This window comes from Glycomyces sp. NPDC050141, from assembly GCF_055586545.1.
In genome coordinates, this window is sequence record NZ_JBVJHZ010000043.1 from 25,154 (window position 1) to 51,209 (window position 26,056).

The 26,056-nt window shown below is 70.2% G+C and carries 24 protein-coding genes and 1 tRNA gene; 15 read left to right on the forward strand and 10 right to left on the reverse strand.

The window, feature by feature from the left end; genetic code table 11:
* Window positions 1-83: 83 nt before the first annotated feature.
* Window positions 84-1,061: a hypothetical protein gene (locus ACZ60M_RS21420; RefSeq protein ID WP_465420641.1), complete on the reverse strand. Its 978-nt coding sequence runs from the start codon at window positions 1,059-1,061 to the stop codon at window positions 84-86.
* A gap of 123 nt (window positions 1,062-1,184) precedes the next feature.
* On the opposite strand from ACZ60M_RS21420, the gene ACZ60M_RS21425 reads away from it, so the two are divergent.
* Complete coding sequence (locus tag ACZ60M_RS21425) at window positions 1,185-2,015, forward strand: SHOCT domain-containing protein (RefSeq protein WP_465420642.1); 831 nt, start codon at window positions 1,185-1,187, stop codon at window positions 2,013-2,015.
* A gap of 28 nt (window positions 2,016-2,043) precedes the next feature.
* Here the strand turns inward: ACZ60M_RS21425 and ACZ60M_RS21430 are convergent, their stop codons facing one another.
* Window positions 2,044-2,298, reverse strand: coding sequence for a LuxR family transcriptional regulator (locus ACZ60M_RS21430; protein ID WP_465420644.1), 255 nt, complete (start codon window positions 2,296-2,298; stop codon window positions 2,044-2,046).
* 283 nt (window positions 2,299-2,581) lie between these two features.
* Here ACZ60M_RS21430 and ACZ60M_RS21435 point away from each other — a divergent pair, with 283 nt between their 5' ends.
* The 5 genes from ACZ60M_RS21435 to ACZ60M_RS21455 all read left to right on the forward strand — a co-directional run bounded on the left by ACZ60M_RS21435 (window position 2,582) and on the right by ACZ60M_RS21455 (window position 6,105).
* Entirely contained in the window at window positions 2,582-2,947 is a 366-nt protein-coding gene (locus tag ACZ60M_RS21435; protein WP_465420645.1) for a hypothetical protein, read from the forward strand.
* Window positions 2,948-2,975: 28 nt separating this feature from the next.
* The gene (locus ACZ60M_RS21440) at window positions 2,976-3,557 is read left to right on the forward strand and encodes a hypothetical protein (protein ID WP_465420647.1); all 582 of its coding nucleotides are present in this window, start codon (window positions 2,976-2,978) and stop codon (window positions 3,555-3,557) included.
* Window positions 3,551-4,516 carry a hypothetical protein gene (locus ACZ60M_RS21445; protein WP_465420648.1) on the forward strand — a complete coding sequence of 322 codons (966 nt, stop codon included), beginning with the start codon at window positions 3,551-3,553 and terminating at the stop codon, window positions 4,514-4,516. Before ACZ60M_RS21440 ends, ACZ60M_RS21445 begins: the two co-directional genes overlap by 7 nt.
* Before the next feature lie 181 nt (window positions 4,517-4,697).
* Window positions 4,698-5,117: a hypothetical protein gene (locus tag ACZ60M_RS21450; RefSeq protein WP_465420650.1), complete on the forward strand. Its 420-nt coding sequence runs from the start codon at window positions 4,698-4,700 to the stop codon at window positions 5,115-5,117.
* Complete coding sequence (locus tag ACZ60M_RS21455) at window positions 5,110-6,105, forward strand: hypothetical protein (RefSeq protein WP_465420652.1); 996 nt, start codon at window positions 5,110-5,112, stop codon at window positions 6,103-6,105. The genes ACZ60M_RS21450 and ACZ60M_RS21455 overlap by 8 nt, the downstream gene beginning before the upstream one ends.
* On the opposite strand, the gene ACZ60M_RS21460 is transcribed toward ACZ60M_RS21455, so the two are convergent.
* Complete coding sequence (locus ACZ60M_RS21460) at window positions 6,102-6,578, reverse strand: type III secretion system chaperone family protein (RefSeq protein WP_465420654.1); 477 nt, start codon at window positions 6,576-6,578, stop codon at window positions 6,102-6,104. The genes ACZ60M_RS21455 and ACZ60M_RS21460 overlap by 4 nt on opposite strands.
* Window positions 6,575-7,810: a D-inositol-3-phosphate glycosyltransferase gene (mshA, locus tag ACZ60M_RS21465; protein ID WP_465420679.1), complete on the reverse strand. Its 1,236-nt coding sequence runs from the start codon at window positions 7,808-7,810 to the stop codon at window positions 6,575-6,577. The genes ACZ60M_RS21460 and mshA overlap by 4 nt, the downstream gene beginning before the upstream one ends.
* A gap of 377 nt (window positions 7,811-8,187) precedes the next feature.
* On the opposite strand from mshA, the gene ACZ60M_RS21470 reads away from it, so the two are divergent.
* The 4 genes from ACZ60M_RS21470 (at window position 8,188) to ACZ60M_RS21485 (ending at window position 13,720) form a co-directional block, all read left to right on the forward strand.
* A complete protein-coding gene (locus tag ACZ60M_RS21470) occupies window positions 8,188-8,859 on the forward strand; it encodes a TetR/AcrR family transcriptional regulator (RefSeq protein WP_465420656.1) in 672 nt (223 codons plus the stop codon).
* 105 nt (window positions 8,860-8,964) lie between these two features.
* Window positions 8,965-11,160, forward strand: a complete 2,196-nt coding sequence (gene tmk, locus ACZ60M_RS21475; RefSeq protein ID WP_465420658.1) for a dTMP kinase — start codon at window positions 8,965-8,967, stop codon at window positions 11,158-11,160.
* Complete coding sequence (locus tag ACZ60M_RS21480; RefSeq protein WP_465420660.1) at window positions 11,157-12,449, forward strand: DNA polymerase III subunit delta'; 1,293 nt, start codon at window positions 11,157-11,159, stop codon at window positions 12,447-12,449. Before tmk ends, ACZ60M_RS21480 begins: the two co-directional genes overlap by 4 nt.
* 599 nt (window positions 12,450-13,048) lie before the next feature.
* Window positions 13,049-13,720, forward strand: a complete 672-nt coding sequence (locus tag ACZ60M_RS21485; RefSeq protein WP_465420662.1) for a hypothetical protein — start codon at window positions 13,049-13,051, stop codon at window positions 13,718-13,720.
* Between the two features lie 101 nt (window positions 13,721-13,821).
* Here the strand turns inward: ACZ60M_RS21485 and folE are convergent, their stop codons facing one another.
* Together folE and ftsH are read right to left on the reverse strand one after the other, a co-directional pair.
* Window positions 13,822-14,463, reverse strand: coding sequence for a GTP cyclohydrolase I FolE (folE, locus tag ACZ60M_RS21490; RefSeq protein ID WP_465420664.1), 642 nt, complete (start codon window positions 14,461-14,463; stop codon window positions 13,822-13,824).
* Window positions 14,464-14,575: 112 nt separating this feature from the next.
* Entirely contained in the window at window positions 14,576-16,492 is a 1,917-nt protein-coding gene (ftsH, locus tag ACZ60M_RS21495; RefSeq protein ID WP_465420681.1) for an ATP-dependent zinc metalloprotease FtsH, read from the reverse strand.
* Window positions 16,493-16,837: 345 nt separating this feature from the next.
* Here ftsH and hpt point away from each other — a divergent pair, with 345 nt between their 5' ends.
* Window positions 16,838-17,473: a hypoxanthine phosphoribosyltransferase gene (gene hpt, locus ACZ60M_RS21500; protein WP_465420666.1), complete on the forward strand. Its 636-nt coding sequence runs from the start codon at window positions 16,838-16,840 to the stop codon at window positions 17,471-17,473.
* A gap of 161 nt (window positions 17,474-17,634) precedes the next feature.
* On the opposite strand, the gene tilS is transcribed toward hpt, so the two are convergent.
* Complete coding sequence (tilS, locus tag ACZ60M_RS21505; protein WP_465420667.1) at window positions 17,635-18,606, reverse strand: tRNA lysidine(34) synthetase TilS; 972 nt, start codon at window positions 18,604-18,606, stop codon at window positions 17,635-17,637.
* Between the two features lie 4 nt (window positions 18,607-18,610).
* Window positions 18,611-19,726, reverse strand: coding sequence for a zinc-dependent metalloprotease (locus ACZ60M_RS21510; RefSeq protein ID WP_465420669.1), 1,116 nt, complete (start codon window positions 19,724-19,726; stop codon window positions 18,611-18,613).
* 304 nt (window positions 19,727-20,030) lie between these two features.
* On the opposite strand from ACZ60M_RS21510, the gene ACZ60M_RS21515 reads away from it, so the two are divergent.
* Window positions 20,031-21,827, forward strand: coding sequence for a carbohydrate-binding module family 20 domain-containing protein (locus tag ACZ60M_RS21515; RefSeq protein WP_465420671.1), 1,797 nt, complete (start codon window positions 20,031-20,033; stop codon window positions 21,825-21,827).
* Between the two features lie 64 nt (window positions 21,828-21,891).
* Here ACZ60M_RS21515 and dacB read toward each other — a convergent pair whose 3' ends face one another.
* Window positions 21,892-23,340, reverse strand: a complete 1,449-nt coding sequence (gene dacB / locus ACZ60M_RS21520) for a D-alanyl-D-alanine carboxypeptidase/D-alanyl-D-alanine endopeptidase (RefSeq protein ID WP_465420673.1) — start codon at window positions 23,338-23,340, stop codon at window positions 21,892-21,894.
* A 55-nt stretch (window positions 23,341-23,395) separates the two neighbouring features.
* On the opposite strand from dacB, the gene ACZ60M_RS21525 reads away from it, so the two are divergent.
* The gene (locus tag ACZ60M_RS21525; protein WP_465420675.1) at window positions 23,396-23,893 is read left to right on the forward strand and encodes an inorganic diphosphatase; all 498 of its coding nucleotides are present in this window, start codon (window positions 23,396-23,398) and stop codon (window positions 23,891-23,893) included.
* Window positions 23,894-24,104: 211 nt separating this feature from the next.
* Here the strand turns inward: ACZ60M_RS21525 and ACZ60M_RS21530 are convergent, their stop codons facing one another.
* A complete protein-coding gene (locus tag ACZ60M_RS21530) occupies window positions 24,105-24,848 on the reverse strand; it encodes a YaaA family protein (RefSeq protein WP_465420676.1) in 744 nt (247 codons plus the stop codon).
* A gap of 476 nt (window positions 24,849-25,324) precedes the next feature.
* Between ACZ60M_RS21530 and ACZ60M_RS21535 the strand changes: the two genes are divergently transcribed.
* Window positions 25,325-25,400 (forward strand) — tRNA-Lys (locus tag ACZ60M_RS21535).
* Between the two features lie 300 nt (window positions 25,401-25,700).
* Window positions 25,701-25,913 (forward strand): hypothetical protein, encoded by a 213-nt coding sequence (locus ACZ60M_RS21540; RefSeq protein WP_465420677.1) that lies wholly within the window; start codon window positions 25,701-25,703, stop codon window positions 25,911-25,913.
* Window positions 25,914-26,056 lie beyond the last annotated feature (143 nt).

A 26,056-nucleotide genomic window follows, 5' to 3' on the forward strand; every position in this document is an offset into this window, starting at 1 on the left:
TCTACGGTATTTCGCGAAAGGCAAGGGAGCTGGACGAGCGGGCTACTTGCTCGTGGCGACGAGGCCGGTCCGGGTTGCCCGGATCATGATCGAGCGGGGGCGCTCGCCGCCGCAAGTCGGCCTCGTGAGGCGGCGGTGTTGAAGAGGACGCCTGCGGCGAGTCCTACCAGGAGCGCCGGAAGCACGTGGAGGGCGTCGCTGTCGGCTCCGTTCACCGGCGGGTTTCCCGCGAGGGCGGTGAACGGCGCGCCTGGGTTCAGGACCAGCAGCGGGACCAGGAGGAAGCCCGCGACCAGGAGCGCGGCGGCGGTCCCCGGGAGCGCCAGCGCGTATCCGAGGAGGCCGCCCGGCGGCGTCCACGCCCGGATCAGGACAGTCCAGAGGAGGATCGCTGTCAGCGGTACCACCGCCCATGCTGCGGCGGGTTCGCCTGGGAACGGCCGCCACATGAGGAAGACCAGTGCGGCGCTGGCGATCAGCGCGATTCCCGCGATGGCGTGCCCGCCAGGCCTACCCGGCGCGGCGGAGGCCCCGCAGCCGAGCGTGAGCACGATCGACAGGCCCGCGCAGACGATCCCGGACCAGAGCAGGCCGGGTTCGGTGTCCGTGGGCGATTGGATCCCGCCGAAGAAGCCGGCGCCGGACGCTGCGACGGATGCCGCGATGACCAGCACCGCCCGGTCGCGCTGCGGCCCGCGGATGCCTCCCGCCGCGCAGGCGGCGGCCGCGACGGTTCCGGCGGGGACGGCGACTTGCCATGTCGCAACGGCGAGGTCGATCCGGTCGAACCAGACGTCGACGCCGATCCAGGTCACGGCGGCGGCCGCGGCGATCGCCGATCGCGTTCGATCCCCCCGGCAGGACCACACGAAGGCGACCAGGACCAGCAGGATCATCGCCCAGCGCACCTCGCGGACCCAGTAGGCGTTGTTGCCCACGGAGAGGACGCCCGGCTGTTCGGCCTCGATGCGCGGTTGCAGTGCCGCTAGCGCGTAACCCCACCAGGCCGCGGCGGCGGCGGCCAGGATCGGCGCCGCGATGCGTTCGCCCCATTTCGACATCGCCCCAACCTAGCGGTGCGATTCCAGCGCAGAGAATGAAGGGCACGCCTCCGGCTGATGGAGGCGGTCCAATGAGTCTCGATGTGGTCAGCGCGCAGGCATCGCCGTCGCCATACTTGAGGTATGCCTTCCCCCTCGCCCTCGCCCTCGCCGCGCCGCTCCGGCAGCCCCCGGCGCACCGCGGTCCTGCTGTGCTTCGTGCTCCTCTTCGGAGGCGCCGCCTGGTACCTCATCGCAGAAGCCAACGCGATCGCCCACACCATCGAATGGACCTGCTTCGCAGGGGAATGCTCGACGAACGACGGCCGCATGGCGCTGTTCGTCTTCGGGTTCCTCGCCCTCGCCGGGTTCCTCTCCACCGCCACGGCCCTGCTGCGGCTCATCGGCTTCGGCTCGGCCGTCGCCCTCGGCCCGCTCGCGGCGGTCTGGGGCTGGCGCGAGGCGGTCGCGGGCGGCCTGCCCGCCGCCGACGTCGCGACCGAGACCAAGATCTGGGGCACGGTCGCCGCGGTCGGCCTCGTCCTCGCGCTCCTCGGCCTGTGGATCGAACTCAAGCTCACCGGCACGATCGCGCTCCTGGCCGGGCGCCGCCGCGCGCCCGCCGTCCTCACCGGGTTCGAACCGAACCGCGCCGACGGCCTCACCGGCTCAGCGGTCCTGGAGTTCCGGGACGAGTCCGGGCACCCGCACCGGGTCGCTATCGAGCAGACGATGCAGTCCTGGGTCGGCATGCCCGTGCTCGCCGTCTACCGCCCCGACGACCCCCGCTCCGCCCGCGTCGGCCTGCCCTGGTTCCGGGTCGCGGCCAAGGCCGCCCCCAAGAAGGACGACAAGCCCGCCGCCGACGAGTCGAGCCTCAGTGAGGAACTCGAACGCCTCGCCGCCCTGCGCCGCGAAGGCATGCTCACCGAGGAGGAGTTCGAGAACGCCAAACGCCGCCTCCTCGAACCCTGATCCGCAGCCCCGCAAGGGGATGCGGCGGTCAACGGGTCGGATCGAACGGCAGGACCTTGCACGGGTCGATGTCGCCGTTGATCGATGCCAGGACGATCAACTGCGCGTTCGTATCGACGTCGAACCGGTCCCGCAGCCCTTTCAGCCGCCGCCGCAGGTGGGTGCTCGACAACCCGAGCCATTCGGCGGCGGCCTCCCGGTTCGGGGCGCAGATGAGGCATGCGAGCAGTCGGATGTCGTCAGGGGTGAAGGTCTCCGGAGTTCCAAGGGGTGCGGTGGTCACACTCGTCTCGCTTCGGTTGGGGCCTACGGGTGGAGGGGCATCGATAGGCAACAACCCAAACGGTAACAGGAAGGCAGCGGAACGTGTGCCCCTGGAACGCGGGGCGGACCGGGCCCCGGACCTCACTACCGGACCGGACCGACCGTGAAGGGACGGAACCGAACATGGTCCTTGTTCGCAGCGACCGCCGTCTATACATTGGGTCCGGAAGGGACGCACAGCCGGTAGCTCCTACACGACCGGCTGTGCGCCATAGCAAGGCCGCGTCAGAAAGGGGAACTCTATGACCAGCGGTCTCAAGAAAATCCTAACCCGGCTGTCGGTGGCGATCGCCGCCGCCGCGTTCGCGATGGCGGGCGCTTTCGCCCTCGCCGCGCCCGCCCAGGCGACCGACTCGACCTCGTACACCATGGAATGCGGCCTCACCTGGTACGCCGCCGAAGACGACGGCGACTTCGCGTACACCGACAAGGCCATCAGCAACATGGGCACCTGCACCAGCAAGTACGCGTGGGTCAACCCGTACCTCAGCAGCGGCTGGTACGGCAAGACCAGCGGCTACGACTTCATCACCATCTACAACTCCACCATTTCGAAGTCCTGGCACTCCGGGTGCCAGTCGGGTTGCCACACGGAGACCCTGTACTAGCGAGAACGGAACCCCGACCTTGCGTCCAGTGCGCCTGACCGCCCTGCTCGCGGTGGTTCTGGCGGGGGGCTGCTCCGCGTCCGGCGACGCGGAGCGGTCCCCCGCTTCACCGTCCGGCATCGGCGAAACCGAAATGCAAGCGGCCGAAGCACTCCGGTCCTCCCTAGCGGAGGACGGCCTCACCGGCGCGGAACTCGAGGAGCTCACCGCGAACGCCGTCGAGTGCATGACCGCCCGCGGGATCGAGGCCCAGAGCGACGGCCTCGAACCCCTCAACCACACCAAAGCCGTGTACTACTACGACGTCCCGCCCGACGGGTCGGTCACCGAGGACGAGATGTTCGCGATCGCCGACGCGTGCACCGCCGCGTACCTGGCCGACCTGCCCGAGCAGTACGTCCGCGAGAACGAGCCCTACATGGCCGAGGACCTGCTGGCCCACACCCTGAACTGCCTCACTGAAAGCGGCGTCGCGATCGAGACGGAGGTTGACGCCATGCACGAACTCGTCCAAGCTGTCGGCACAGGCCGCGAGCAGGCCGCGATCGACTGCGCGGCCGCCGGCCTCGCCGAGCTGTACCCGGACCGGGAGGTGCTGGTCGAATGGTGAACCGACGGGCGGGCCTCGCCGCAGGCGCGGCACTCGCCGCGCTCCTCCTCGCAGCCTGCACCGAGACCGCGCAGGAACCGCTCACCGAAGAGGAGATCGGCAACTACATGGCGGTCTCCAGCGAGAACTCGGCGCTGCGCTGGCAAGTCGAGTACCAGCTCGAGCGGATCGCCCTGCTGTGCATGGAAGAACGCGGATACGACGTCTCGGGCGAGGGCTACGAGGACGCGTTCGTCAGCGCCGAGCCGATGTTCCAGGACCTCGACTCGCAGCTGGCCAGCAGCGGTGTCGCCGTCCTCCCCGACCCGGAGACCGGGTACCTCGTCGACGTCAAACCCTGGCGGATGCAGCCCGCGCAGGAAGGGCTCTCGGAGTTCGACAAGCTCTCCGAGGCCGAGCGGATGGAGTGGCGCGACGCCTGGGGGCCCGAGGACTCGTACGAGAGCATCAACCTCGACAACGGCCAGACCGCCCAGTGGCCCACCGAGGGCTGCCTCGGCGACGCCTACACCGCCCTGTTCGGCGAGGACGGGTACGCCTCCTACATCCAGGAGACCGTCCACGCCCAAGGCGGGCTCTTCGAAGGCTGGTCCTCGGAGGAGGCCGTGGTCCTGGCCCGCAGGGAGTGGACCTCCTGCATGGAGGACGCGGGCTACGACGGCGAGTTCGACTCGCCCGACCAGCTGCGCCGGGAGTCCGCCATGATCGTCTTCTCCGAGGTCGACGAGTCGGTGCCGTCGGCCGAGCCGGAGGACTTCGACGCGGCCGAGCTCGACATGGCGGCGGACGACACGGCCTGCCAGGAGCAGACCGGCGTCACCGAGGCCGAGCAGGACGCCTATGCGCGCCAGCTCGCAGAGGTGCTGCGCGCCAACGAGGAGCAGGTCTTCGCGTACAACGAGACCGTGGACGAGGTCCTGATCCGGGCCCAGGACATCATCGCCGCCGGACACCTCTGAGCAGACCTTCCCGGTTGTGCCGGTTCATAACAGATGGTCCACGTTGTGGGACGGTGTGCCATATCGGCCTCTGGACCTTGTGGACGGCCGAGGCGGCCGATAGCGTCTTGTCAGCGCGCGGTCACAGGCGCCAACCGAGAGACCGCGCGCCGTGAATCACCCTGCCTTGGAAGGAGTCCGAATGAACAGGGGACCTGGGTCCACTCTATCTTCCGTGCTGCGCCGGACCGGAGCGGCGGCCGCGCTGGCCGTGCTCGTGGCGGCCGGTTCGGTCGCGGTGCCGTCGGCGGCGCACGCCGGAGGCGTGAACTACACGATGAGCTGCGACGACTGGTGGGCCGGCATATCGACGACGAACGGCGACGACTACGGCCAGACGCAGCGGTGGATCTCGCGCACGTCCGCGTGCAGCTCGCACTACGCGTGGGTGAACGTCTACTACGCGAACTCCAGCGGCTCGGGCAGCACCGGGAAGCGCCAGTCCTCCAGCCAGGCGACGGTGGGCAACCCGGTGACGGTGCGGTACTACCGCACCGGCGTCTACCAGTCGTGGCACTCGGGCTGCTCGACGGGCTGCCACGTCGAGACCTCGTATGTCTGACCCCCGGGTCCTGAAGGGCCGGGCCGCTATCGGCGTCCCGGCCCTGCTCCTGCTGCTCGCGGCCTGCGCCGAACCGCCGGAGCCGGTCGACCGCGCGACCGCCGAGGCCGTGCTCGCCGACAACCTCGCCTCGGCCGACCAGGTGCAGCAGGCCCTCGACCGGGTCGCGCGGCTGTGCGTCGAGAACGCCGGTTTCACGGTGCACCCCATGCAGACCGAGGTCGAGGAGCCGAACGGCATCGCCGACCTCCTCGGCTACTTCGTCTACTCCGAACCCGATCTCACCCTGCCGCCCACCGAGATCTACGACGTCGAAGTGGACAACCCCGCGATCACCCTCATCTACGGGAACGAGGACGGCGAGGACGTGTACACCGAGCCCGACCCGTTCACCGAACTGCCGCAGGAAGACCAGGATGCCTACTTCGCGGCGCTCTACGGCTCGCCGGGCATGGAGGCCGAGACCGTGATGCTGCCGGACGTCGGCGAGTCCGAGCGTGCCGGAGGCGGGTGCATGAGGGAGGCCGAGGACGCGCTTTCCGAAGGGGCGTACCCGGACTACCTCAACCACGCCGGGCTCGCGGGCGCACGCGGCGGCACCGACTGGGAGTCGGACGATCGCGTGACCGAGGCCCGCGCGGCCTGGGGGGAGTGCATGCAGGGGCTCGGCTACGACTACGGCGAGCCGGTCCATCTGCGCAGCGCCCTGTTCAGCAGGTCCGGCGACTTGAAGGCCGCCTGGCAGATCGACGGCTCTATGTCCCTTGAGGAGGCTGAAGCGGCGCTCGCCGAAGAGGTCCTGGCGACCGCCGGGGACGACGCGGCGTGCCACGCCGAGACGGGCCTCCAAGACGTCCAGGTGGAGGTCTTCTGGGAATACCTGATCGCGTACGTGAGCGGCCACGAGGAGGCGTTCTACTCGTTCCACAAGCGCGCCAACGGGATGGAGGCGCGCGCCCAGGAGATCCTGGCGGACGGGACCCTCTAGTCCTCCGGTTTCAGGTGCTCGAACGCCTCGAGGTTCTTCGTGGACTCGCCGCGCGCGAGCCGCCAGCGCCACTCCTCTTCGATAGAGGACCGGAACCCGAGTTCGAGGATCACGTTGAAGACGGTGTCGGCGGCCTCGAGCACCTGCCCGAGGACGCGGTCCAGTTCCTCGGCGCTGATCGCGGTGAACGGGAGGCGGCCGACGAGGTGGATGTCCTCCGCCTCGTCGGTCGCGAACGCCACGGCGTACAGCTTCCCGTTGCGGCGCAGCAGCTCCGCCCACACCTGCTCGTGGTGCTCCTCGGGCCTGCGGGCGACGAAGGCCTCGACGCGGAGGGCGTGGTCTTCGAGGACGAGCCCGCAGGCGATGCTGAGTTTGCGCTGCCCGGGGAGGCTGACGACGACCGAGCGCGGGGTGTCGGCGCGGTAGTCGGCGCCGATCGCGTCGAGTGCGGCGTGGAGCTGTTCGATCACCGGTTCAGGGTAATGGCCTGGGAGCGTGCGAGGAGCGTGCGCCGGTAGGCGCCGCTGAGGCCTTCGGCGGTGGCCTGCCAGGAGAACAGCGCGGCGTGGGTGCGGGCGCCCGCGGCGAGGCGTTCGCGCAGTGCGCCGTCGCCCATGAGGCGCCCGAGCGCGGCGGCCCAGTCGTCGGAGGAGTGCGAGTCGACGAGGAGCCCGGAGGCGCCTTCGCTGACGGCGGTGGTGAGGCCGCCGACTTTCGCGGCGATGACGGGGGTGCCGGTGGCCTGGGCTTCGAGGGCGACGAGCCCGAACGATTCGTTGTAGGAGGGGACGGCGACGGCGTCGGCGGCCCGGTAGACCTGGGCGAGCGCTTCACCGGAGCGCGGGGTGCGCCACTGTACTTTGTCGCCGAGCCCGAGTTCCCCGGCGAGTTTGGGGAGCCAGTACAGGTCGGTGTTGGAGGGCCCGCCGACGAAGACGGGGACGATGCGCTCGGCCAGCAGCGGGTCGGTCTCCCGCAACCGCGCGAGGCCGCGCAGGAGCACGTCCGGGGCTTTCGCGGGCTGGATGCGGCCGACGAACGCGACGACGAGCGCGTTGTGGGGGAGCCCGAGGGCCTGGCGGGCGGCGTACCGGTCGCCGGGGCGGAAGACGCCGAGGTCGACGCCGGGGTGGATCACTTCGACGCGGCGCTGGTCGGCCCCGTAGTAGCGGTGCAGCTCACCGGCTTCGGCGGCCGTGTTGGCGATGAGGAGGTCGGCTTCGGTCGTGATCTGCTCCTCGCCGACGACGCGGCCGATCGGCTCGGGCGAGTCCCCTTCGGCGAGTTGCGCGTTCTTGACTTTGGCGAGGGTGTGGAAGGTCTGGACGAGCGGCACGCCCCACCGGTCGGCGGCGACCCACGCGGCCTGCCCGGAGAGCCAGTAGTGGGCGTGGATGAGGTCGTAGTGGCCGGGCCGGTTGTGGGCCTCGGCCCGCAGGAGCCCGCCGGTGAACGCGCACAGCTGCGTCGGCAGGTCGTTCTTCGAGAGGCCCTCGAAGGGCCCGGCGGGGAGGTGGTGGACGAGGACGCCGGGCGCCGCTTCCACCGTGGGGGGCTCGTCGGAGCTGGTGGCGCGGGTGAAGACCTCGACCTCGACGCCGGAGCGGGCCAGCTCGCGGGCGGTGTTGAGGACGTAGACGTTCATGCCGCCCGCGTCGCCCGTGCCCGGCTGCGCCAGAGGAGAGGTGTGCACGGAGACCATCGCCACGCGACGGACGGTCTGCTTTCGGCATCGTGCCCTGAAGGCCGGCGTACGCCGCTGCTGCATGTGTAGTCCTCTCTCGCGCCTCTTGGCGAAGCTTGCGAGCCATAAATCTGCGCTGCTTGTCCCCTGAAGCAACGCGCAAAACCCTCGCAATCCTTCCGTGTCCGGGTGTTCACACACAACCGCCGCAACCGTGAGAGTGACGAACTCCGCATCGAGTCAAGCCGTTTCACGACATGACGGTCGAGACCGCCCAGTCGCCCTGCGAAGGGTGAAGTTGGAATTTCCCTCGCGACACGACCGGGAATGAGCCTCAAATCCGGGCAAGTCGTCCATGATGGGGAGACTTGTCATCACAGGGGGGAGACAACACCATGAGCACTGCAACCGTGCCCGCCGCGAGGCAGCCCACGATGTCACCGGTGTCCAAGTTCGGCGCCACGCACTCGCTGCGGCGCCTGCCGGTCCAGGAGCGTTCCGCCGCGCGCGTGCGCCGGATGCTCGACGCCGCCGCGGACCTGATCGAAGAGGTCGGCTACGACCGGCTCTCGACCACCGCCATCGCACAGCGCGCCGACGTCGCCATCGGCTCGGTCTACCAGTTCTTCGGGGACAAGCGCTCGCTCGCCGAAGCCCTGAGCCAGCGCTACATCGACCTGTACTTCGAGCGCCTCGCCGCCCGCTTCGACGCCGAACCGCCCGCCGACTGGCGCGGCGGGGTCGAGGCCGCCATCGACGAGTACGTGCAGATGTATCGGACCGCGCCCGGCTTCCGCGTCCTCCACCTGGCCGACGCCATCGACCCGGGCCGGGCCGACGCCGTCACCACCGGCGGCGACGTGATCGCCGACCAGATCCTCGCCGGGCTCGCCCAGCGCTTCGGCATCGGCGGCGACGACGAGCTCAACAAGACCGTCACCGTCGCCGTCGAGACCGGGCAGGCCCTGGTCCGCCTCGCGTTCCGCCGCGACCCGGAGGGCTGCGCCGCCTCGATCGCCGAAGCCGGCGACGTCGTCTGCGACTACCTCGGCCGCCGCCTGCCGTAAGCGGGTCCCAGGCCACTCAAACCACCGCGCCGGGGCATGCGACCGCACTGGGCCGACTAGTCTCAATAGTCGACCCGGTGCGGTCTCTGACTTTCGAGGAGCAGCATGGCGAACACCCTTGCCGACATCCAGACGGTGCTGCGAATCCGCCCGTTCAGACGCCTGTGGACCGTCCTCGGACTGGCCTCCTTCGGCGACTGGCTGGCCATCTTCGCCACCGCCGGATTCGCGCAGTCCCTGTTCGACGACCCCGCGGCCAAGGGCGCGGCGTTCTCGGCCACCATCGTCCTCAGGCTGCTGCCGTCCCTGGTGCTCGGCCCCGTCGCGGGCGTCTTCGCCGACCGGTTCGACCGCCGCAAGACCATGGCCGCCTGCGACACCGCCCGCTTCCTCCTCATCGCCTCCGTCCCCACGGTCTACCTGATCACGAACAACACCGCGGTCACCGTCGCCTGGCTGGCCATCGCCCAGCTCTGCATCGAAGGCGCCGTCCTCATCTGGTCCCCGGCCAAGGAAGCGGCCGTCCCGAACCTCCTCCCGCCCGAGAAGTACGAGGCCGCCAACCAGCTCTCCCTCGCCACCACGTACGGCATCGCCCCGCCCCTCGCGTTCGCCGTCCTCGCGGTCCTCGAACGCGGCTCGGGCGTCTGGACCAACCTCGGCACCTGGGCCGAGCCCATGGTCATCGCGCTCTACCTCACCGCCGCGATGTTCGCGACCCTCGCCATCACCGTCTACTTCTTCATCCCGCAGATCTCCGGCCGCTACGGCAAGGTCGCCGCCAAGACCTCCAGCGTCTGGAACGACTTCGTCGAGGGCTGGGCCTACCTGCGCACGTCCGAACGCGTGCGCGGCCTCATCGTCGGCATGCTCGGCGCGTTCAGCGGCGCGGGCATCCTCATCGGCGTCGGCACCGTCTACGCCGCGACCCTCGGCGCCGGCGAAGCCGCGTTCTACACCCTCGCCGTGTTCCTCTTCCTCGGCCTCGGCTCCGGCATCGCCTTCGGCCCCAAGCTCATCGGCGAACTCTCCCGCCTGCGCTGGTTCGGCATGAGCATCGTCCTCGCCGGTGCGGGCCTCGCGCTCGACGCCGTCGCCCCGCACATGGTGTTCTCGCTCATCGGCTCCGTCGTCATCGGCCTCGGCGCCGGCATGGCCTTCCTCGCCGGGATCACCCTCCTCCAGCGCGAGACCGAGGACGAGATCCGCGGCCGCATGTTCGCGTTCATCGCCGTCTCCGCCCGCGTCATCCTCATGGCCTCCATGACGATCGCCGCGCCCCTCGCGGGCTGGCAGGCCGCCCGCCAGCTCGACCTCGGCTTCACCGAGGTCGAGGTCTCCATGAGCCGCATCCTCCTGTTCATCGGCGGCGCCCTCGTCGTCTGGCTCGGCGTCACCGCGTTCCGCTCCATGGACGACAAGCCCGGCGTCCCCGTCTTCGCCGACCTCTGGTCCTCCCTGCGCGGCCGCCCCCTCTCCGCCGTCGACCCCGTCGCCGGGACCGGCTTCTTCGTCGTCTTCGAAGGCGGCGAAGGCGCCGGGAAGTCCACCCAGTCGGTGAAACTCGCCGCCTGGCTCAAACTCCGCGGCTACGAAGCGGTCCTCACCCGCGAGCCCGGCGCCACCGACATCGGCATGCGCATCCGCTCGCTCGTCCTCGACTCCGGCGGCGAGTCCGCGCCCGCGCCCCGCGCCGAAGCGCTCCTGTTCGCCGCCGACCGCGCCCAGCACGTCGACAAGGTCATCCGCCCCGCCCTCGAACGCGGCGCCGTCGTCGTCTCCGACCGCTACATCGACTCCTCCATCGCCTACCAGGGCTCCGGCCGCGCCCTCGGCAAGGACGAGATCGCCTGGGTCTCCGCCTGGGCCACCGGCGGACTCAAGCCCGACCTCACCGTCCTCCTCGACGTCGACCCCGCCAACGGCCTCCACCGCGCCAAGGCCGGAGGCACCGGCGACCGCCTCGAACAGGAAGAGCTCGAATACCACGAGAAGGTCCGCGAGACCTTCCTCCAGCTCGCCGCCGCCGACCCCGGCCGCTACCTCGTCATCGAAGCCGGAGGCACCCCCGACGACATCGCCGCCGCCGTGCGCGCGGCCGTCGCCGAACGCCTCGACATCCGCACCCAGACCGCCCGCACCGAGACCGGCTGGCCCGGCCTCGACAGCGACAACTCGGGCCGCGGCACCGGGACCGACGGCCCCGCCGCGCCCGAAGGCCCTGCCCCATCAAGCGGCACTGCCGAATCCACCAAGGACTACGGCTGGGACACCGTCACCGAAGAGGCCGGCCGCCCGTGACCGTCGCCGCCGCCGGAGTGTTCAGGGAGCTCGTCGGTCAGGACGAGGCCCAGCGCATCCTCGCCGAAGCCGCCCGCGGCACCGGCATGACCCACGCGTGGCTCTTCACCGGCCCGCCCGGCTCCGGCCGCTCCACCGCCGCCGTCGCCTTCGCCGCCGCACTCCAATGCGACCAGGGCGGCTGCGGCGAGTGCCATTCCTGCCGCACCGTCCTGGGCGGCACGCACTCCGACGTCACCCGCGTCATCCCCGAGGGCCTGACCCTCGGCGTCGACCAGGTCCGCCGCCTCATCCTCGAAGCGAGCCGCGCACCCACGTCGGGGCGCTGGCAGATCCTCGTCGTCGAGGACGCCGACCGCCTGACCGAGGCGGCCGCGAACGCGCTGCTGAAAGCGGTCGAGGAACCGCCGGAGCGGACCGTGTTCCTGCTCTGCGCGCCGTCGACGAACCCGGCGGAGATCTCGGTGACGATCCGGTCCCGCTGCCGCGTCCTGGGGCTGCGGCAGCCGCCTTCGGAGGCGATCGCGGACCTGCTGGTCAGCCGCGACGGCCTGCCACGGCGAGAAGCCGAACTGTATGCCGCTGCGGCCCAAGGGCATGTGGGCCGGGCCCGGCGGCTCGCCACCGACGCGGAGGCGCGCGCGAAACGCCACGACGTGCTGCAGATCCCGCGCCGCCTCACCGGTCTGGGCGCGTGTTTCACCGCCGCGGTGGAGCTGATCGAGGCCGCCGAGGCCGAGGCCTCGGGGGTGTACACGGACCAGTCGGCGGCGGAGAAGGAAGCGCTGGAGACCGCGCTCGGCAAGGGCGGCACAGGCAAAGGCGCGTCGAAGGCCGCCCGCGGCTCGGCGGCGGCGCTGAAGGAGCTGGAGAAGCGCCAGAAGACCCGCGACACGCGGGCGCAGCGCGACTCCCTCGACCGGGCCCTCGTGGACCTGGCGGCGTTCTACCGCGACGCCCTCGCGGCCGGGTTCGGCGCCCGTGTGGACCCCATCCACATCGACATGGCCGACACGACCAGAGCGGCGGCCGCGAAGCTCAGCGCCGAATCGCTCCTGCGCCGCATCGACGCGATCCTGGAGTGCCGCAGGGCGATCGAGTTCAACGTCCGGCCGAGGATCGCCGTAGAGGCGATGATGACGAGGCTCTGGCAGTCGTTATTGCGTCCACAGGTGGTGGATGAACGCGTCCTGCGCCTTCGGGATCGTGCCCGTCCGCTGCCACCGGTACCACGCCCGCTCCTCGACGACCCGCACGCAGAAGTCCCCGTCGAGCTCGAAAGCCTCTGAGACGCAACGGAAGTCGTCCCGGAACACCGCGTCGGTCCAGTACCAGACGCGCCGCCCGATCAGCCCCGGCACATCGGAGGCCGGGTACGGCCGCCTCACCGGCGGCGAGTCGGGGTCGGAGAGCCGCTCGATCAGGTACCCCGGCCGCGGCGAGCCCGTGCCGGGCTCGGGCCGCTGCACGTACACGTCCTCAGCCGGCACGAGGCTCGCGTACGCGTCCCCGTCGCCGTCCACCGCCCGGTAGTAGTCGGCCTCGGATATCAAGGGCACCAGCAGCATCCCGTCGCGCGTCACCGGGTCGTCGGCCCGCAGGTCGAACTGCCAGCCCGCGCCCGCCGCGCCCGCCACAACCCTTGAGGAGTGCATGTCGAACGCCCGCGATGCGGGCACCGGGACCAGCGCAGGAGGCGGCCCGGGGGAGTCGAAAGCGTTGCTGGACAAGCTCAAAGGGAGCTCCAGACCTCGTGTGACGGGCAGATACCAGGGTGACCGGAAGAAAGCATAGGGGGTTGGCACACTCTGGGGATTCACGGCCCTCGCGGCAGCCGTAAAGTTCTTCTCATCAAGCACGGAACACTTCTCAACTAAGGATGAATGCTATGAGCGAGTACGACGAAGCCGCTGTCGAAGAGACCGTCGAAGAGGACTACGCCGCTGAGGAGGAGACCTACACCGACGAGGCTGCCGCCGAGGAATACAGCATGGAAGAGGAGACCTACGAGGAGTCCTACGACGACACCGCGGTCTCCACGGTCACCGAGACCTTCGACGTCGACGGCGACGGCTACGAGGACGCCACCATCTCCTCCGACGGCGTGACCCTGATCGACGCCGACGGCGACGGCGACGCCGAGGCCATCGCGACCGACTACGACAACGACGGCATCTCCGACGAGCTGATGGTCGACGCGGACGGCGACGGCTCGGTCGAGTCCTACGCCGCCGACACCGACGGCGACGGCCTCATCGACACCATCGAGTCGGACACCAACGGCGACGGCTACACCGACCAGGTCTCGGTCGACACCAACGCCGACGGCTACATCGACTCGGTCGCCACCGACTCGAACGACGACGGCTACGCCGACACCGTGATCACCGACTACAACGCCGACGGCCTGGTCGACGAGATCTCCGTCGACTCGGACGCGGACGGCGTCGCCGACACCGTGCTCACCGACACCGACGAGGACGGCTTCCTCGACACCGCCTACACCGAGGCCGTGCCCGAGGGCGACTCGTTCCAGTCGCAGACCGGCCAGGTCATCTAACAACCCAGCGTTCCGATGCCTGGACACCCCTAGGCTCGCTCGCCTCATAGCGAAGGCCGGATGCAGTGCGCATCCGGCCTCTTCGCTTGCCCTGGAACAGGTCAGTTGGTGGTGCCGCGCAGGAGCGACATCGCCTCGGCGCGGGAGCGCGCGTCGGACTGCATGAGGCCGCGCACCGCCGAGGTGACCGTGCGGGAGCCCTGCTTCCTGATGCCGCGCATGGACATGCACGTGTGCTCGCACTCGACGACGACGATGACGCCGCTCGCTTCGAGCGAGTTGTACAGCTGGTCGGCGATCTGGCTCGTGAACCGCTCCTGCACCTGCGGGCGGCGGGCGTACACCTCGACGAGGCGGGCGAGCTTGGAGAGCCCGACGATCTTCCCGGCCGGGCCGGGGATGTAGCCGACGTGGGCGACGCCGGTGAACGGCAGCAGGTGGTGCTCGCAGAAGGACTGCACGTCGATGTCGCGCACGAGCACGAGCTCGTTGTGGTTCTCGTCGAAGGAGGTCTTGAGGACTTCGGCGGGGTCGACGCGCAGCCCGGCGAAGAGTTCGGCGTAGGCGCGGGCGACGCGGCGGGGGGTCTCCTGGAGCCCGGGGCGGTCGGGGTCCTCGCCGACCGCCATCAGGATCTCTCTGACGGCGGCTTCGATGCGCTCCAGGTCCACCGCGTTTTCGACGGGGCTGCCGTTGATGCGGCCGTCGATGAGGCGGGCGGCCAGGTTGTCGAGTTCAGCCATCGCACAAGCTTACGGCTTTCCGCCGACATCCCCAGTGGGCTTCACCACCCTGTGGACACGGAAACGGGCCTCCCGACCAGGTCAGGAGGCCCGTGAAATGTTTCACTCCGGTTTAGGCCTGCGGGGCCTGTCCCTCGGTGGAGGGGCCGACCTCGATACCTTCCTCGATGCCCTCGGCGGGCTTGGAGCCGTTCGGGGTCGAGACGGGCGGCTCGCCGAGCTGGCGGGACGCGGTGCCGTTGAACGGGGACATCGGCGGGCGCTTGACCACGCGGGTCGCGATCCGCTCCAGGTCCTCCTGGTTCAGCGTCTCCTTCTCGAGGAGCTCGACGACCATCTGGTCGAGGACGTCGCGGTACTCGGTGACGATCGCGTACGCCTCGTCGTGGGCGATCTCGATGAGCGCCCGGATCTCGGCATCGACCGTGGCGGCGACGTCGTCGGAGTAGTCCTTCTGGTGCCCGTACTCGCGGCCGAGGAACGGCTCGGAGCCGCTGGAGCCGTACTTGATGGCGCCGAGCTTGGCGGACATGCCGTACTCGGTGACCATCGCGCGGGCGACCTTGGTGGCCTTCTCGATGTCGTTGGAGGCGCCCGTGGTCGGGTCGTGGTAGACCAGCTCCTCGGCGGCGCGGCCGCCGAGCGCGTACGCGAGCGTGTCGATCATCTCCGAGCGCGTCTGCGTGTACTTGTCCTCGGTGGGCAGCACGAGCGTGTGGCCGAGCGAGCGGCCGCGCGGCAGGATCGTGAGCTTGTGGACGGGCGCGGCGTGCGGCAGCGCGTGGGCGACGAGCGCGTGGCCGGCCTCGTGGTAGGCGGTCATCTTCTTCTCGGCGTCGCCCATGACGCGGCCCTTGCGCTCCGGTCCGGCGATGACGCGGTCGATGGCCTCTTCGAGGGCGTCGGCGGAGATCGCCTTCTCGTTGTGGCGGGCGGTCAGGAGCGCGGCCTCGTTGATGACGTTCTCGAGGTCGGCGCCGGAGAAGCCCGGCGTGCGGCGCGCGATGGTCTCGAACTCGACGTTCGGGACGAACGGCTTGCCCTTCGCGTGGACCGACAGGATCGCCTGGCGCCCTTCCTTGTCGGGGGCGTCGACGGGGATCTGGCGGTCGAAGCGGCCGGGCCGCAGCAGGGCCGGGTCGAGGATGTCGGGGCGGTTCGTCGCGGCGATGAGGATGACCCCGCCGCGCGTGTCGAAGCCGTCCATCTCGACGAGCAGCTGGTTGAGGGTCTGCTCGCGCTCGTCGTGGCCGCCGCCCATGCCGGCGCCGCGGTGGCGGCCGACGGCGTCGATCTCGTCGACGAACACGATCGCGGGCGCGTTCTCCTTGGCCTGGGTGAACAGGTCGCGCACGCGGCTGGCACCCACACCGACGAACATCTCGACGAAGTCGGAGCCGGAGATCGAGTAGAACGGGACGCCCGCTTCCCCGGCGACGGCGCGCGCGAGGAGGGTCTTGCCGGTGCCGGGAGGACCGAACAGGAGGACGCCCTTGGGGATCTTCGCGCCCAGCTCCTGGTACTTCTTCGGGTCCTCGAGGAAGTCCTTGATCTCGCGGAGCTCCTCGACGGCCTCGTCGGCGCCGGCCACGTCGTCGAACGTGGTCTTCGGGGTGTCCTTGGACACCATCTTCGCCTTGGACTTGCCGAAGTTGAGGACCCGCGAGCCGCCGCCCTGCATCTGCGACATGAAGAACAGGAGCAGCAGGACGATGAGCACGATCGGGAGGAGGCTCAGCAGGAACGACACGAACACGGAGGTCTCGTTGACCTCGGTGTCGAACTTGACGCCCGCGGTCTCCAGCTCGGTGGCGACCGTCTCCATCATCCCCGCGGGCAGGTAGGCCTCGACCTGCTTGCCGTCGCTGAGGGTGAGCTGGACCAGCTGCTCCTTGTCGAGGAGGTTGGCCTCCTTGACGTTCCCGTCGTTGATGTCCTTGAGGACTTCGGAGGTCGTGGCCTCGTCGTAGTCGGACCCGCCGGACCAGAAGCTGCCGATCAGTACCGCGATGAGGGCGATGAGCACGATCCAGACGAGCGGCCTGCGGAAGAACCGCTTCCGCTCAGGTGTGGGTCTCCCGGCGTCGGCCACTCGTTTCCTCCTGCGTCATTCGCGTTCTCGAGAGCGTTGCTGTCTCTTCCGCGGATCGCACGCTTCACCGCGGCCCCACAGGGTTTCCTGAGCTGCAGGGAGAAGACAACTCGAACGTACACGGTGCGGAGGTTCGACGATTCGCAGCGTCAGGACACCTGGCCCTTCGCGACGGAAACCGCCCTTACCCCGCCCGCTGATAGACCGTAATTAGTACCACGGGCAGGTTGAGTTCGCCCACCCAAGCCAGCGCCGCGGACGATCGGGTGGCACCCTTGTTACATGACGTCGGAGCTTGCCAGCCCACCTTCCGTCCCGTCCGCTGCGGCGCGGGACGCGGTGTTCGATCCTGATTCGTGGTACGCCGAGCAGATCGAGCGCACCATCATCACCGAAGACGAGATCCGAGCGAAGGTCGCCGAGCTCGGCGCCCAAGTCTCGGCCGACTACGCCGGCGGCGTGCTGGAGGACGGCGACGAGCTGCTGCTCGTCGGCGTGTTCAAGGGGGCGGTCATGTTCATGGCCGACTTCGCGCGGGCGCTGAGCGTGCCGGTGAAGATGGAGTTCATGGCGCTGTCGTCGTACGGGAGCTCCACGACCTCGTCGGGGACCGTGCGCATCCTCAAGGACATCGACTCCGATGTCACCGGGAAGCACATCCTCGTGGTCGAGGACATCATCGACTCCGGGCTGACCCTGGACTGGCTGCTGAAGTACCTCGAGGGCCTGCAGCCCGCCTCGGTCTCGGTCGTGTCGATGCTCCGCAAGCCGGGCGTGCAGCGGGTGGACATCCCCGTGAAGTACCTGGGCTTCGACATCCCGAACGAGTTCGTGGTCGGCTACGGCCTCGACTACGCCGAGCGCTACCGGGAGCTGCCGTTCATCGGCGTCCTGAACCCGGCGGTCTACCAGAAGTAAGCACCCGGGGCGCAGCCCCGCAACCTCGTCCCCGACGGCCCGCGCGACAGTGCGGGCCGTCCTCATATCCCGCACAGCGGATCGCAGTTCTCGCGCGCCCGCCGCCCGCCCGCACCGGTCGGCGCGCTCCGCAACCGCTCGTGCTCTCCTTATTTATTTCGCTACAAGCGGAACGCGGTGAGACGCCCATCGCTCCGTCGGACTTCGATGCCTCCAGGGAGGAAGGTCGGGCCCTGGCCTCGCCAGTCCGCTACGAGCGCGTCGACCGCGTCGAGGTGCCGGTGGTTCAGCTCCGCGCCGTCGACTCCCGACTCCAGGACCCACGCCCGCAGCACCCGCTGCCGCACCGGCCCCGCGAGTGCCGCCACCCGCTTCGCGTCAATCTCACTGTTCTCGGTCCGGCACGCTTCCAGCGCCTCCCGGGCCACGCCGTCCAGATAGTCCGTGTCGGCCCCGACCAGCGCCGCCGTCTGCGCGAGGTTCGCCACCACGTCCTCCCCGAGCGTCCCGGCGAGCACGTCCATCGCCGGGCGCAGCGCCGACCGCAGGTACCGCGGGTCGGTGTTGTGCGGGTCGGTCCACGGCTTCAGCCCGCGCTCGGCGCAAGCCGCGTGCGTATCGGCCCGCGCGATGCCCAGCAGCGGCCGCCGGTAGCGACCGCGCACGGCCCGCATCCCCGCGACGCCGCGCGGCCCGCCGCCGCGCGCCAGCGCGAGCAGCACCGTCTCCGCTTGGTCGTCTCTCGTGTGCCCCAACAGGACCGCGCTCGCGCCGTGTCGCCGCGCGGCCGCGTCGAGCGCCGCGTACCGGGCCGTCCGGGCGGCCCCTTCGGGCCCGCCGTCACTGCCGACCTCGACCGCCACCGCCTCCACCGGATCAAGCCCGACAGTGCCCGCCCAACTGGCGACCTCGGCCGCGCGTTCGTCCGAACCCGCTTGCAGCCCATGGTCGACGGTGACGAGTCCGGCCCGCAGCCCCATCCTCGGGGCGCAGAACGCGAGCGTGTCCGCCAGCGCCAGCGAGTCGGGCCCGCCCGAGCAGGCGACGAGCACGAGCGAGTCGGCAGCGAGGTCCGCGAGCGCGTCGCGGACGGCGACGCGCAGCCGCGCCACCGCGGGCGGCAGTTTCGCCATGCGCTCAGCCGCGCCCGGCGCCGAGCCGCTGCGGCGCGGCGCCCTGGCCGCGCAGGACGCGGGCGATCCACCGCTCGGGGTGGTCGATCTCGGCTTCGGTGGGCAGGTGTTCGGGGCGTTCCCAGACGCGGTTGAACCCGGTGACGCCGTGTGCGGCGACGACGTGGTCGACGAAGCGGCGCCCGGCCGCGTACTGGCGCATCTTCGCGTCGAGGCCGAGGAGCTGGCGGAGGAACCGCTGCAGTGTGGTCGGGTTGGCGCGGCGGCGGTCGAAGCGGCGGCGCAGGAGTGCGACGTGGTTGATGGAGGTGCGGCCGACGCCGTCCATGACGGACTCGGCGTGGCCCTCCAGGAGGGTCATGAGCGCCTGGATCTGCGAGATCGCTTCGCGCTGTTCGGGACTGGTGACGGCGGACATGACGTCGGCGCCGGGGATTTCTTCCTGCGGGTCGCCGCGCTCCTCTTCGCGGGCGCTGGCGAGGGCGCGGCGCACGGCGCGGGCGAGGCCGGAGGCGGTGGAGCGGTCGGGTTCGGCGGCGTCGAAGAACGCGTGGATGAGCTGGTGGAAGTGGTCCCGCATCCAGGGGACGGCCGTGAACTGGGTGAGGTGCGCGGCTTCGTGGACGGCGATCCAGAGGCGGAACTCGCGCGAGGGCAGGCGCAGTCGGCGTTCGACTTCGACGATGTTGGGGGCGACGAAGAGCAGGCGGCCGGTGTCGGTGGAGAACGTCTCGAACTGGCCGAGCACCCGGGAGGACAGGAACGCGAGGACGGCGCCGGTCTGGACGCCGGTGAGTTTCGCGGCGGCGGTGGCGGGGGCGTCCGGTCCGGGGTCGTCGGCGCCGAGTTCGGTGAGGAGGCGCCGGAATCCGGCGATGTTGACCCGGCTCCAGCGGATGCGGTCGACGACGTCGACGGACACCTCGGTGGCCGGGACGAGTCCGGTGTACTCGGTGACCAGGTCGATCGCCTTGCGGGCGTGGCGGTGGAGGTCGGCGACGACGTCGAGGGCGCCTTCGGGGCTCATGCGCGGGCCGCCGCGGCTGAACGCCCGTGAGCAGGAGGCGGCGGTCTGCCAGTCGACTGACGGCAGCATCGGGTTTCCTGCGGGCGACGCCATCGGCCAAGCCTATCCATAGCGCACTTGCCGCGCCACTCTCCCGCACAAGTAGGCGCGAACCGGCGCGTTCCGGACCTGGGGTTTCCGGCCGGGCCCGGGCGTTTGCCGCGTTGCCGGGGGCCGCCGGGGACCCGCTCGCGGCGGGATCGGTTTGCGGCGGTTCGCCCGCACCGCAAATCACCTAACGTGACCGCATGGATTCAAATATCGAACATCTTGAAACTATCGGACCATCGATGCTAGGTTCTTCTCAAGTCCGCAACATCTTGCAGTCTTGCGGGCAGGAATTGCAAAGGGAGCAACGATGCCTCACCACCTCCGCCGCCGCGCACTGCCCGCCATCGGCGGTGCCGCGCTCGCGGCCCTCATCGCCGCAGCGGCCGTCCCCGCCGCCGGGCCCCAGAACGACCCCGAACCCCTCGACGCCGCCCCGGTAGCGGCCCTCACCGGCGGCGACTCGATCCTCAACATGTTCGAGTGGAACTGGAACTCCATCGCCGCCGAATGCGCCGGATCGCTCGCCGACTCCGGCTACACCTACGTCCAGACCTCCCCGCCGAACGAGCACATCCTCGGCGAAGACGCCACCTCCGGCGAAGAGAACGCCTGGTACATCCACTACCAGCCCGTCAGCTACGAGCTCGAGTCCCGCCTCGGCACCCGCGCCGAATACGCGAGCATGGTCGCCACCTGCGAGGCCAACGGCATCGGCGTCATCGCCGACGTCGTCATCAACCACATGGCCGCAGGCTCCTCCACCGAGACCCGCTACGGCTGGAACGGCAGCGAATACCGCCAGTTCTACTACCCCGACGCCGGATACGACGCCTCCGACTTCCACAACACCGGCAGCGCCTACTGCGAGATCGCCGACTACACCGACCGCACCGAAGTCCAGGAGTGCCACCTCGTCGGCCTCAACGACCTCGACACCTCCCAGGCCGACGTCCGCGAGACCATCGCCGCCTACCTCAACGACCTCACCGGCCTCGGCGTCGCAGGCTTCCGCGTCGACGCCGCCAAGCACATCTCCGCGACCGACCTCGACGCCATCATGGACCTCGCCACCGGCGACCCCTACATCGTCCAGGAAGTCATCGGCGCCTCCGGCGAACCCGTCACCGAAGCCGAGTACACCGGCATCGGCGACGTCCAGGAGTTCAGCTACGCCTACGACCTCAAGAGCCACATCAACGGCTCCTCCGAGGCCCGCTACCTCACCACCATGGGCACCAGCTGGGGCTACACCTCGCCCGCGGGCGTCTTCGTCGCCAACCACGACACCGAGCGCGGCTCCCTCACCATGAACTACAAGTACGGCCAGGACTACCTCCTCGCCGAAGCGTTCATGCTCGCCTACCCGTTCGGTACCCCCGCGTCCTACACCGGCTACGAGTTCACCACCGGCCACGCCGCCCCGCCGCTCAACTCCGACGGCTCCGTCGCCGACGCCGTCTGCGGCACCGGCGCCTTCACCTGCGTCCACCGCTCCCCGTACATGAGCGGCATGGCCGGCTTCCGCGCCGCCACCGCCGGCGACGCCGTCGTCAACACCTGGGGCTCGGGCGACGCGCTCGCCTTCGGCCGCGGGGACACCGGCCACGTGGTCGTCAACGCCGGGTCCTCCTCGATCACCCAGACCTTCACCACCTCGCTGCCGAACGGCTCGTACGTGGACGTCATCTCCGGCGCCACCGTCACCGTCTCCGGCGGCACCTTCACCGCCACCGTCGCGGCCAAGGCCGCGCTGGCGATCTACGTCGGCAACGAGTCCGGCGGCGGTGGCGGCGACACCGGCACGGACGACTGCGTCACGGTGAACGCCACGGTCTCGGGCACCTCGGTCGGCGACGAGGTGTACGTCGTGGGCTCGGTCTCCCAGCTCGGCAACTGGACCGCGATCAGCTCGGCCCACCTGTCGGGTACGACCTACCCGGTCTGGAAGGGCACGATCAGCATCCCGGCCGGCACGACCTTCCAGTACAAGTACGTGATCGTGAGCTCCTCGGGGACTTACACGTGGGAGTCGATCGGCAACCGGACGGCCACCGTGCCCGCTTCGGGCTGCCTGACGCTCACGCAGACCTGGAACGTCGCCTAACCGCAAGCGCCGCAAAGCAAGGGGCCCCGGGCTTTCACCCGGGGCCCTCGATGTCTCTCGACCGCTAGCAGCCGCACTGGGAGACGGCCGTGGTGATCTCGTCCATCGCCGCCTCGACCGCTTCGCCCGACGGGGTGTCGGTCCCGTGGCCGTTGCTGATGAGCGAGAAGATCAGCTGCCTGCCGGCCGCCGTGGTCAAGGTCCCGGTCAAGGAGATGACACCGATGGGCTCGGTGAGGGTCCCGGTCTTGCCCCGCACGACGCCCATGCCCGCCTCGGCGGTGCCGAAGCGGTCGCCGAGGGTGCCGGAGTACCCGGCCACGGGCAGCGACTCGAACACCGACGACGCCGGCGTCCCGGTCGCGCCGAGCAGCATCTGCGTGAACGCGTTCGCGGTCATCCGGTCGTCGGGCGAGAGCCCGGAGCCGTCGTGGAACACGAGCCCGGCCGTGTCCACGCCGAGGCCCGCGAGCGTCGACGTGTGCACCGTGGACATCGCGGCCCAGGTCATCTCGCCCTCGACGGCCAGCGCGGTCTGCAACGCGACCGCGTCCGACAGCAGGTTGTCCGAGGTGAGGATGAACGAGTCGACGAGCGCCGACAGCGGCGCGGAGTGCACCACGGCGAGCTCGGCCGCGCCCGCCGCGGCGGTCCCCGCCTCGACTGTGGTGGCGCCCAAGAGTTCCGCGAACTGCTGCGCGGCGGCCGTCGCCGGGTCGGCGTGGTGCGGGGAGTACTTCAGGGTGTTGTCCGTGCGGCCGCCGTCGACCATGAACGGCGCCATCGGCGCGGTCGAGGTGTCCAGTTCGGCCGCCCCGACGCCAGCGGCGGCGACGGTGTCGGTGAACACGCTCGTGTCGAGATAGACCGTGGTCGGGGCGGTGCCGCCGCGCGCTTCGAGGACGAGGTCGGCGAGCTCGGTGAGGCTGGCGCCCGCCGCATACTGCGTGTAGTAGCCCTCGCCGTCCACGGTCAGGGTCGGGTCGCCTCCGGCGACGAGCACGACGCTGTCCTCGGTCGGGCCCTCGACGACGGTGGTGGGGATGCGGTACTCGGCGCCGAGGTGCTGGAACGCGGCCACGGCAGTGACCACTTTCATGGAGGACGCGGGCGCGAGCGGCGTCGCGCCCTCCTGCTCGAAGAGGACGTCCCCGGTCAGGGCGTCGGCGAACGACGCCGAGAGGCTCCCGGTCAGGCGCGGGTCGGCGAGGAGGCCCGGCAGGACCGCGGCGAGGTCGGGGACCGGCGCGTCGGCGTCCGACCCGGCGAGGACGGGCGCGGCCTCGGCCGGGGGATAGGCCTCCGGGGCGGTGAGCGTCCCGGTCCTGGGGCTGGTGACGGCCGAGATCTGCCACACCAGGCCCCCTGCGGCGGCTACGGTGACCACGATGGCGAGGGCCGCCAGGACCCGGGTGAGCGCCCGGCGACGACGTGCCCCGCCCGGCTGCGGGGCGGGTGCTGCGTGTGGCGTACTACTCGCGACCTTGGGGTCGGCGTTGTCGCTGAGGGACATGCACAGAGACTAGGCCATCAAGAGCACTGCAATTGAGCCTGGAGGAGGTCGGCCGATGGAGTTCGACGTGACCGTGGAGATCCCGAAAGGGTCTGCCAACAAGTACGAGATCGACCACGAGACCGGACGTATCCGTCTGGACCGGACGCTGTTCACCGCGACGGTGTACCCGGCCGACTACGGCTTCATCGACGACACGCTGGGCCAGGACGGCGACCCGCTGGACGCACTGGTCCTGGTGGAGCCGACGTTCCCCGGTTGCGTGATCCGCGCGCGTGCCATCGGCATGTTCCGGATGCGCGATGAGAAGGGCGTGGACGACAAGGTTCTGTGCGTCCCGGCCGAGGACCCCCGCAAGGACCGGTTCAAGGACATCGCCGACGTTCCCGAGTTCGACCGCCTGGAGATTCAGCACTTCTTCACGGTCTACAAGGACTTGGAGCCCGGCAAGAGCGTCGAGGGCGCGACCTGGACCGGACGGGCCGAGGCCGAGGAGGAGGTGCGCCGCTCGTTCGAGCGCGCCAAGACCCACGGGTACAAATCGAACCACTAGCAAGACGAGACGGCGGCCCGGACACCTCGTGTCCGGGCCGCCGTTTTGCCTTCAGCCTGCCTTCAGGTTCCCGCAGGCACCATGTAGGCCAGGGGACCCGAAAACGAACGCGAGGGTAGCTCCGGGCCGACTTCAGCTCCGCTTCAGGTTCCCGCGGGCCCCCTTGCAGTAGGGGCGCACGCTACTTGACGCGAGGGTAGCTCCCGGCCGTTCAGGCGCTGACGATATCGAGCTGCCACGGCTTGGAACGCGTGGCCGGTTCGCTGAGTTCGACCTTCCACCCCTGGTCGGCGAGGAAGTCCGCGAGGTCCGCTGCGGACTCGGGTCGGGCGCCCCCGGCGAGGAGCGCGCGGGCGACCTCGCCCCGGGTCGCCTTGGCCATGTGGGTGACCACGCTGCGGCCGCCGTCGGCGTCCTCTTTGAACACCCGCACGGCGACGCCGCGGTCCTTCGGCCCCCACACCTGGGCGTACGTGCTCGAGCGCAGGTCGACGATGAGTTCGTCGCGCGCCTCGAGCACTCCGGCCACGGCCGGGCGCCACAGCTTCGCGAGCGGTTCGAGCCCGTCGAACCGGGTGCTCATCGGCATCCGGTACGGCGGCACCCGGTCGGAGGGTCGCAGGAGCCCCCACAGCGGCGACGCGATGAAGACCTGCTCGCCGTCGGGGAGGTCCCCGAGTCCGAGCCGGTCGTAGAGGACGCCGTTGTACAGCTCCCAGGCGGCGAGGGTCGGGGCGGTCTTGAGCGCACGGCCGGCCTGGACGTAATGGCGTCCGCTGGCGGGGAGCTTGAGCGCCTTCACGGCGGCTTCCTCGTCGGCGCACAGCTCGACCAGGCGGTCGACGAGGAGTTCGCGGATGGGGTTCAGCGCGGGTGAGGAGAGTCGGCCGAGGTCCAAGGGCGGACCGTCGCCTTGACCGGCCTTTCCTTCTGACGGCGGCAGCAGTATGAGCACAGCAGGCGAGTCTACCTGCCCGTCCGTCTGGTGCCGCCGGGGCCGTGCCGGGCGGCGGGCGCGTTCTCCAGTTCCCTTGGGAATTCACCCGACCGGGTGTGTGCGGGCTCGACGCGATGGTTTATAGTACATATGTTCGATCAAGCGGGAGCGGGTCCGACCCCACCGAGGACTGCGTGCGACGCTGATCGAATAGGCGCGGCGGCGGCTCTCCGCGACTGCCGCCGCGCCGTCCACCAGCGGCGGTGCGAAGCCCACACCGCCCGCCGCGGACTTCACCGCCACCGGCCCGGCGGTGAAGTCTGGCCTCGCACCAGCGACTCCGCCCCTCGCACCAGAGATTCCGCACTGTCCACAGGCTGTGGACGACACGCCTCCCGCGACTATCGCACCAGCCACCGACAATCCGAGTGCCGCAGGCCATCCGGCCCCCGCCACCCGCACCGCCGCTGCTCCGATGCGGTAATCTCCCCGTTGGGTCTATAGCTCAATTGGCAGAGCTGCGGACTTTTAATCCGTAGGTTGTGGGTTCGAGTCCCACTGGACCCACCACGTGAGATCCGCCGCCGACCAGGTGCGACACCGGTCGGCGGCGGATTTTTTCTGTGCGGACGCGCTTGCGGTGCAACGGGTGTGACCTGGTGCATGATCGGCACCCTGGTGTTCACGGGACTTGTCCGAGGGTTTCCTGGGGCGTAATGAGCCGGTGACAACGGCCGGTCAGAGTAGTGGCCGAGGCCCCGGAACCGACCGCGGGGAGGAGCCGCTCCGGCGGCTCCCGGACGCGGGGCGGGCCTCACCGCCGCACCGGCGCGGCACGCATCTCGCATCACCGCCCGGAAGGAAACACCGATGGACCCTTACGCGATCTTGGCAATCCAGATGAGCAAGACCGAGGCGCACTCGGCGCTCCCCGACGCGCCCGTCGTCCCCGACCGTCCCACGCTGCTCGGTCGGATCGCCGGCGGCATCACCGCCGCCCGGCGCGGCCTCATCGCCCGCGACCTGCGGGTCGCCTCCGAGGCCGCGCTGCCCAAGCGGGCCGATGTCCGCAGGGCCGCTTAAGCCAGACAAGGCGACGGGCCGGGGAGCGCGCTCCCCGGCCCGTCGCCTTGTCCTAACCTTGATTGGGGGGATGACGACATCCCCAGCACACCAGCCCCCGGTACCCCTGACACGTCCTCCCCTCGCGTCGACCTCTTCCCCCC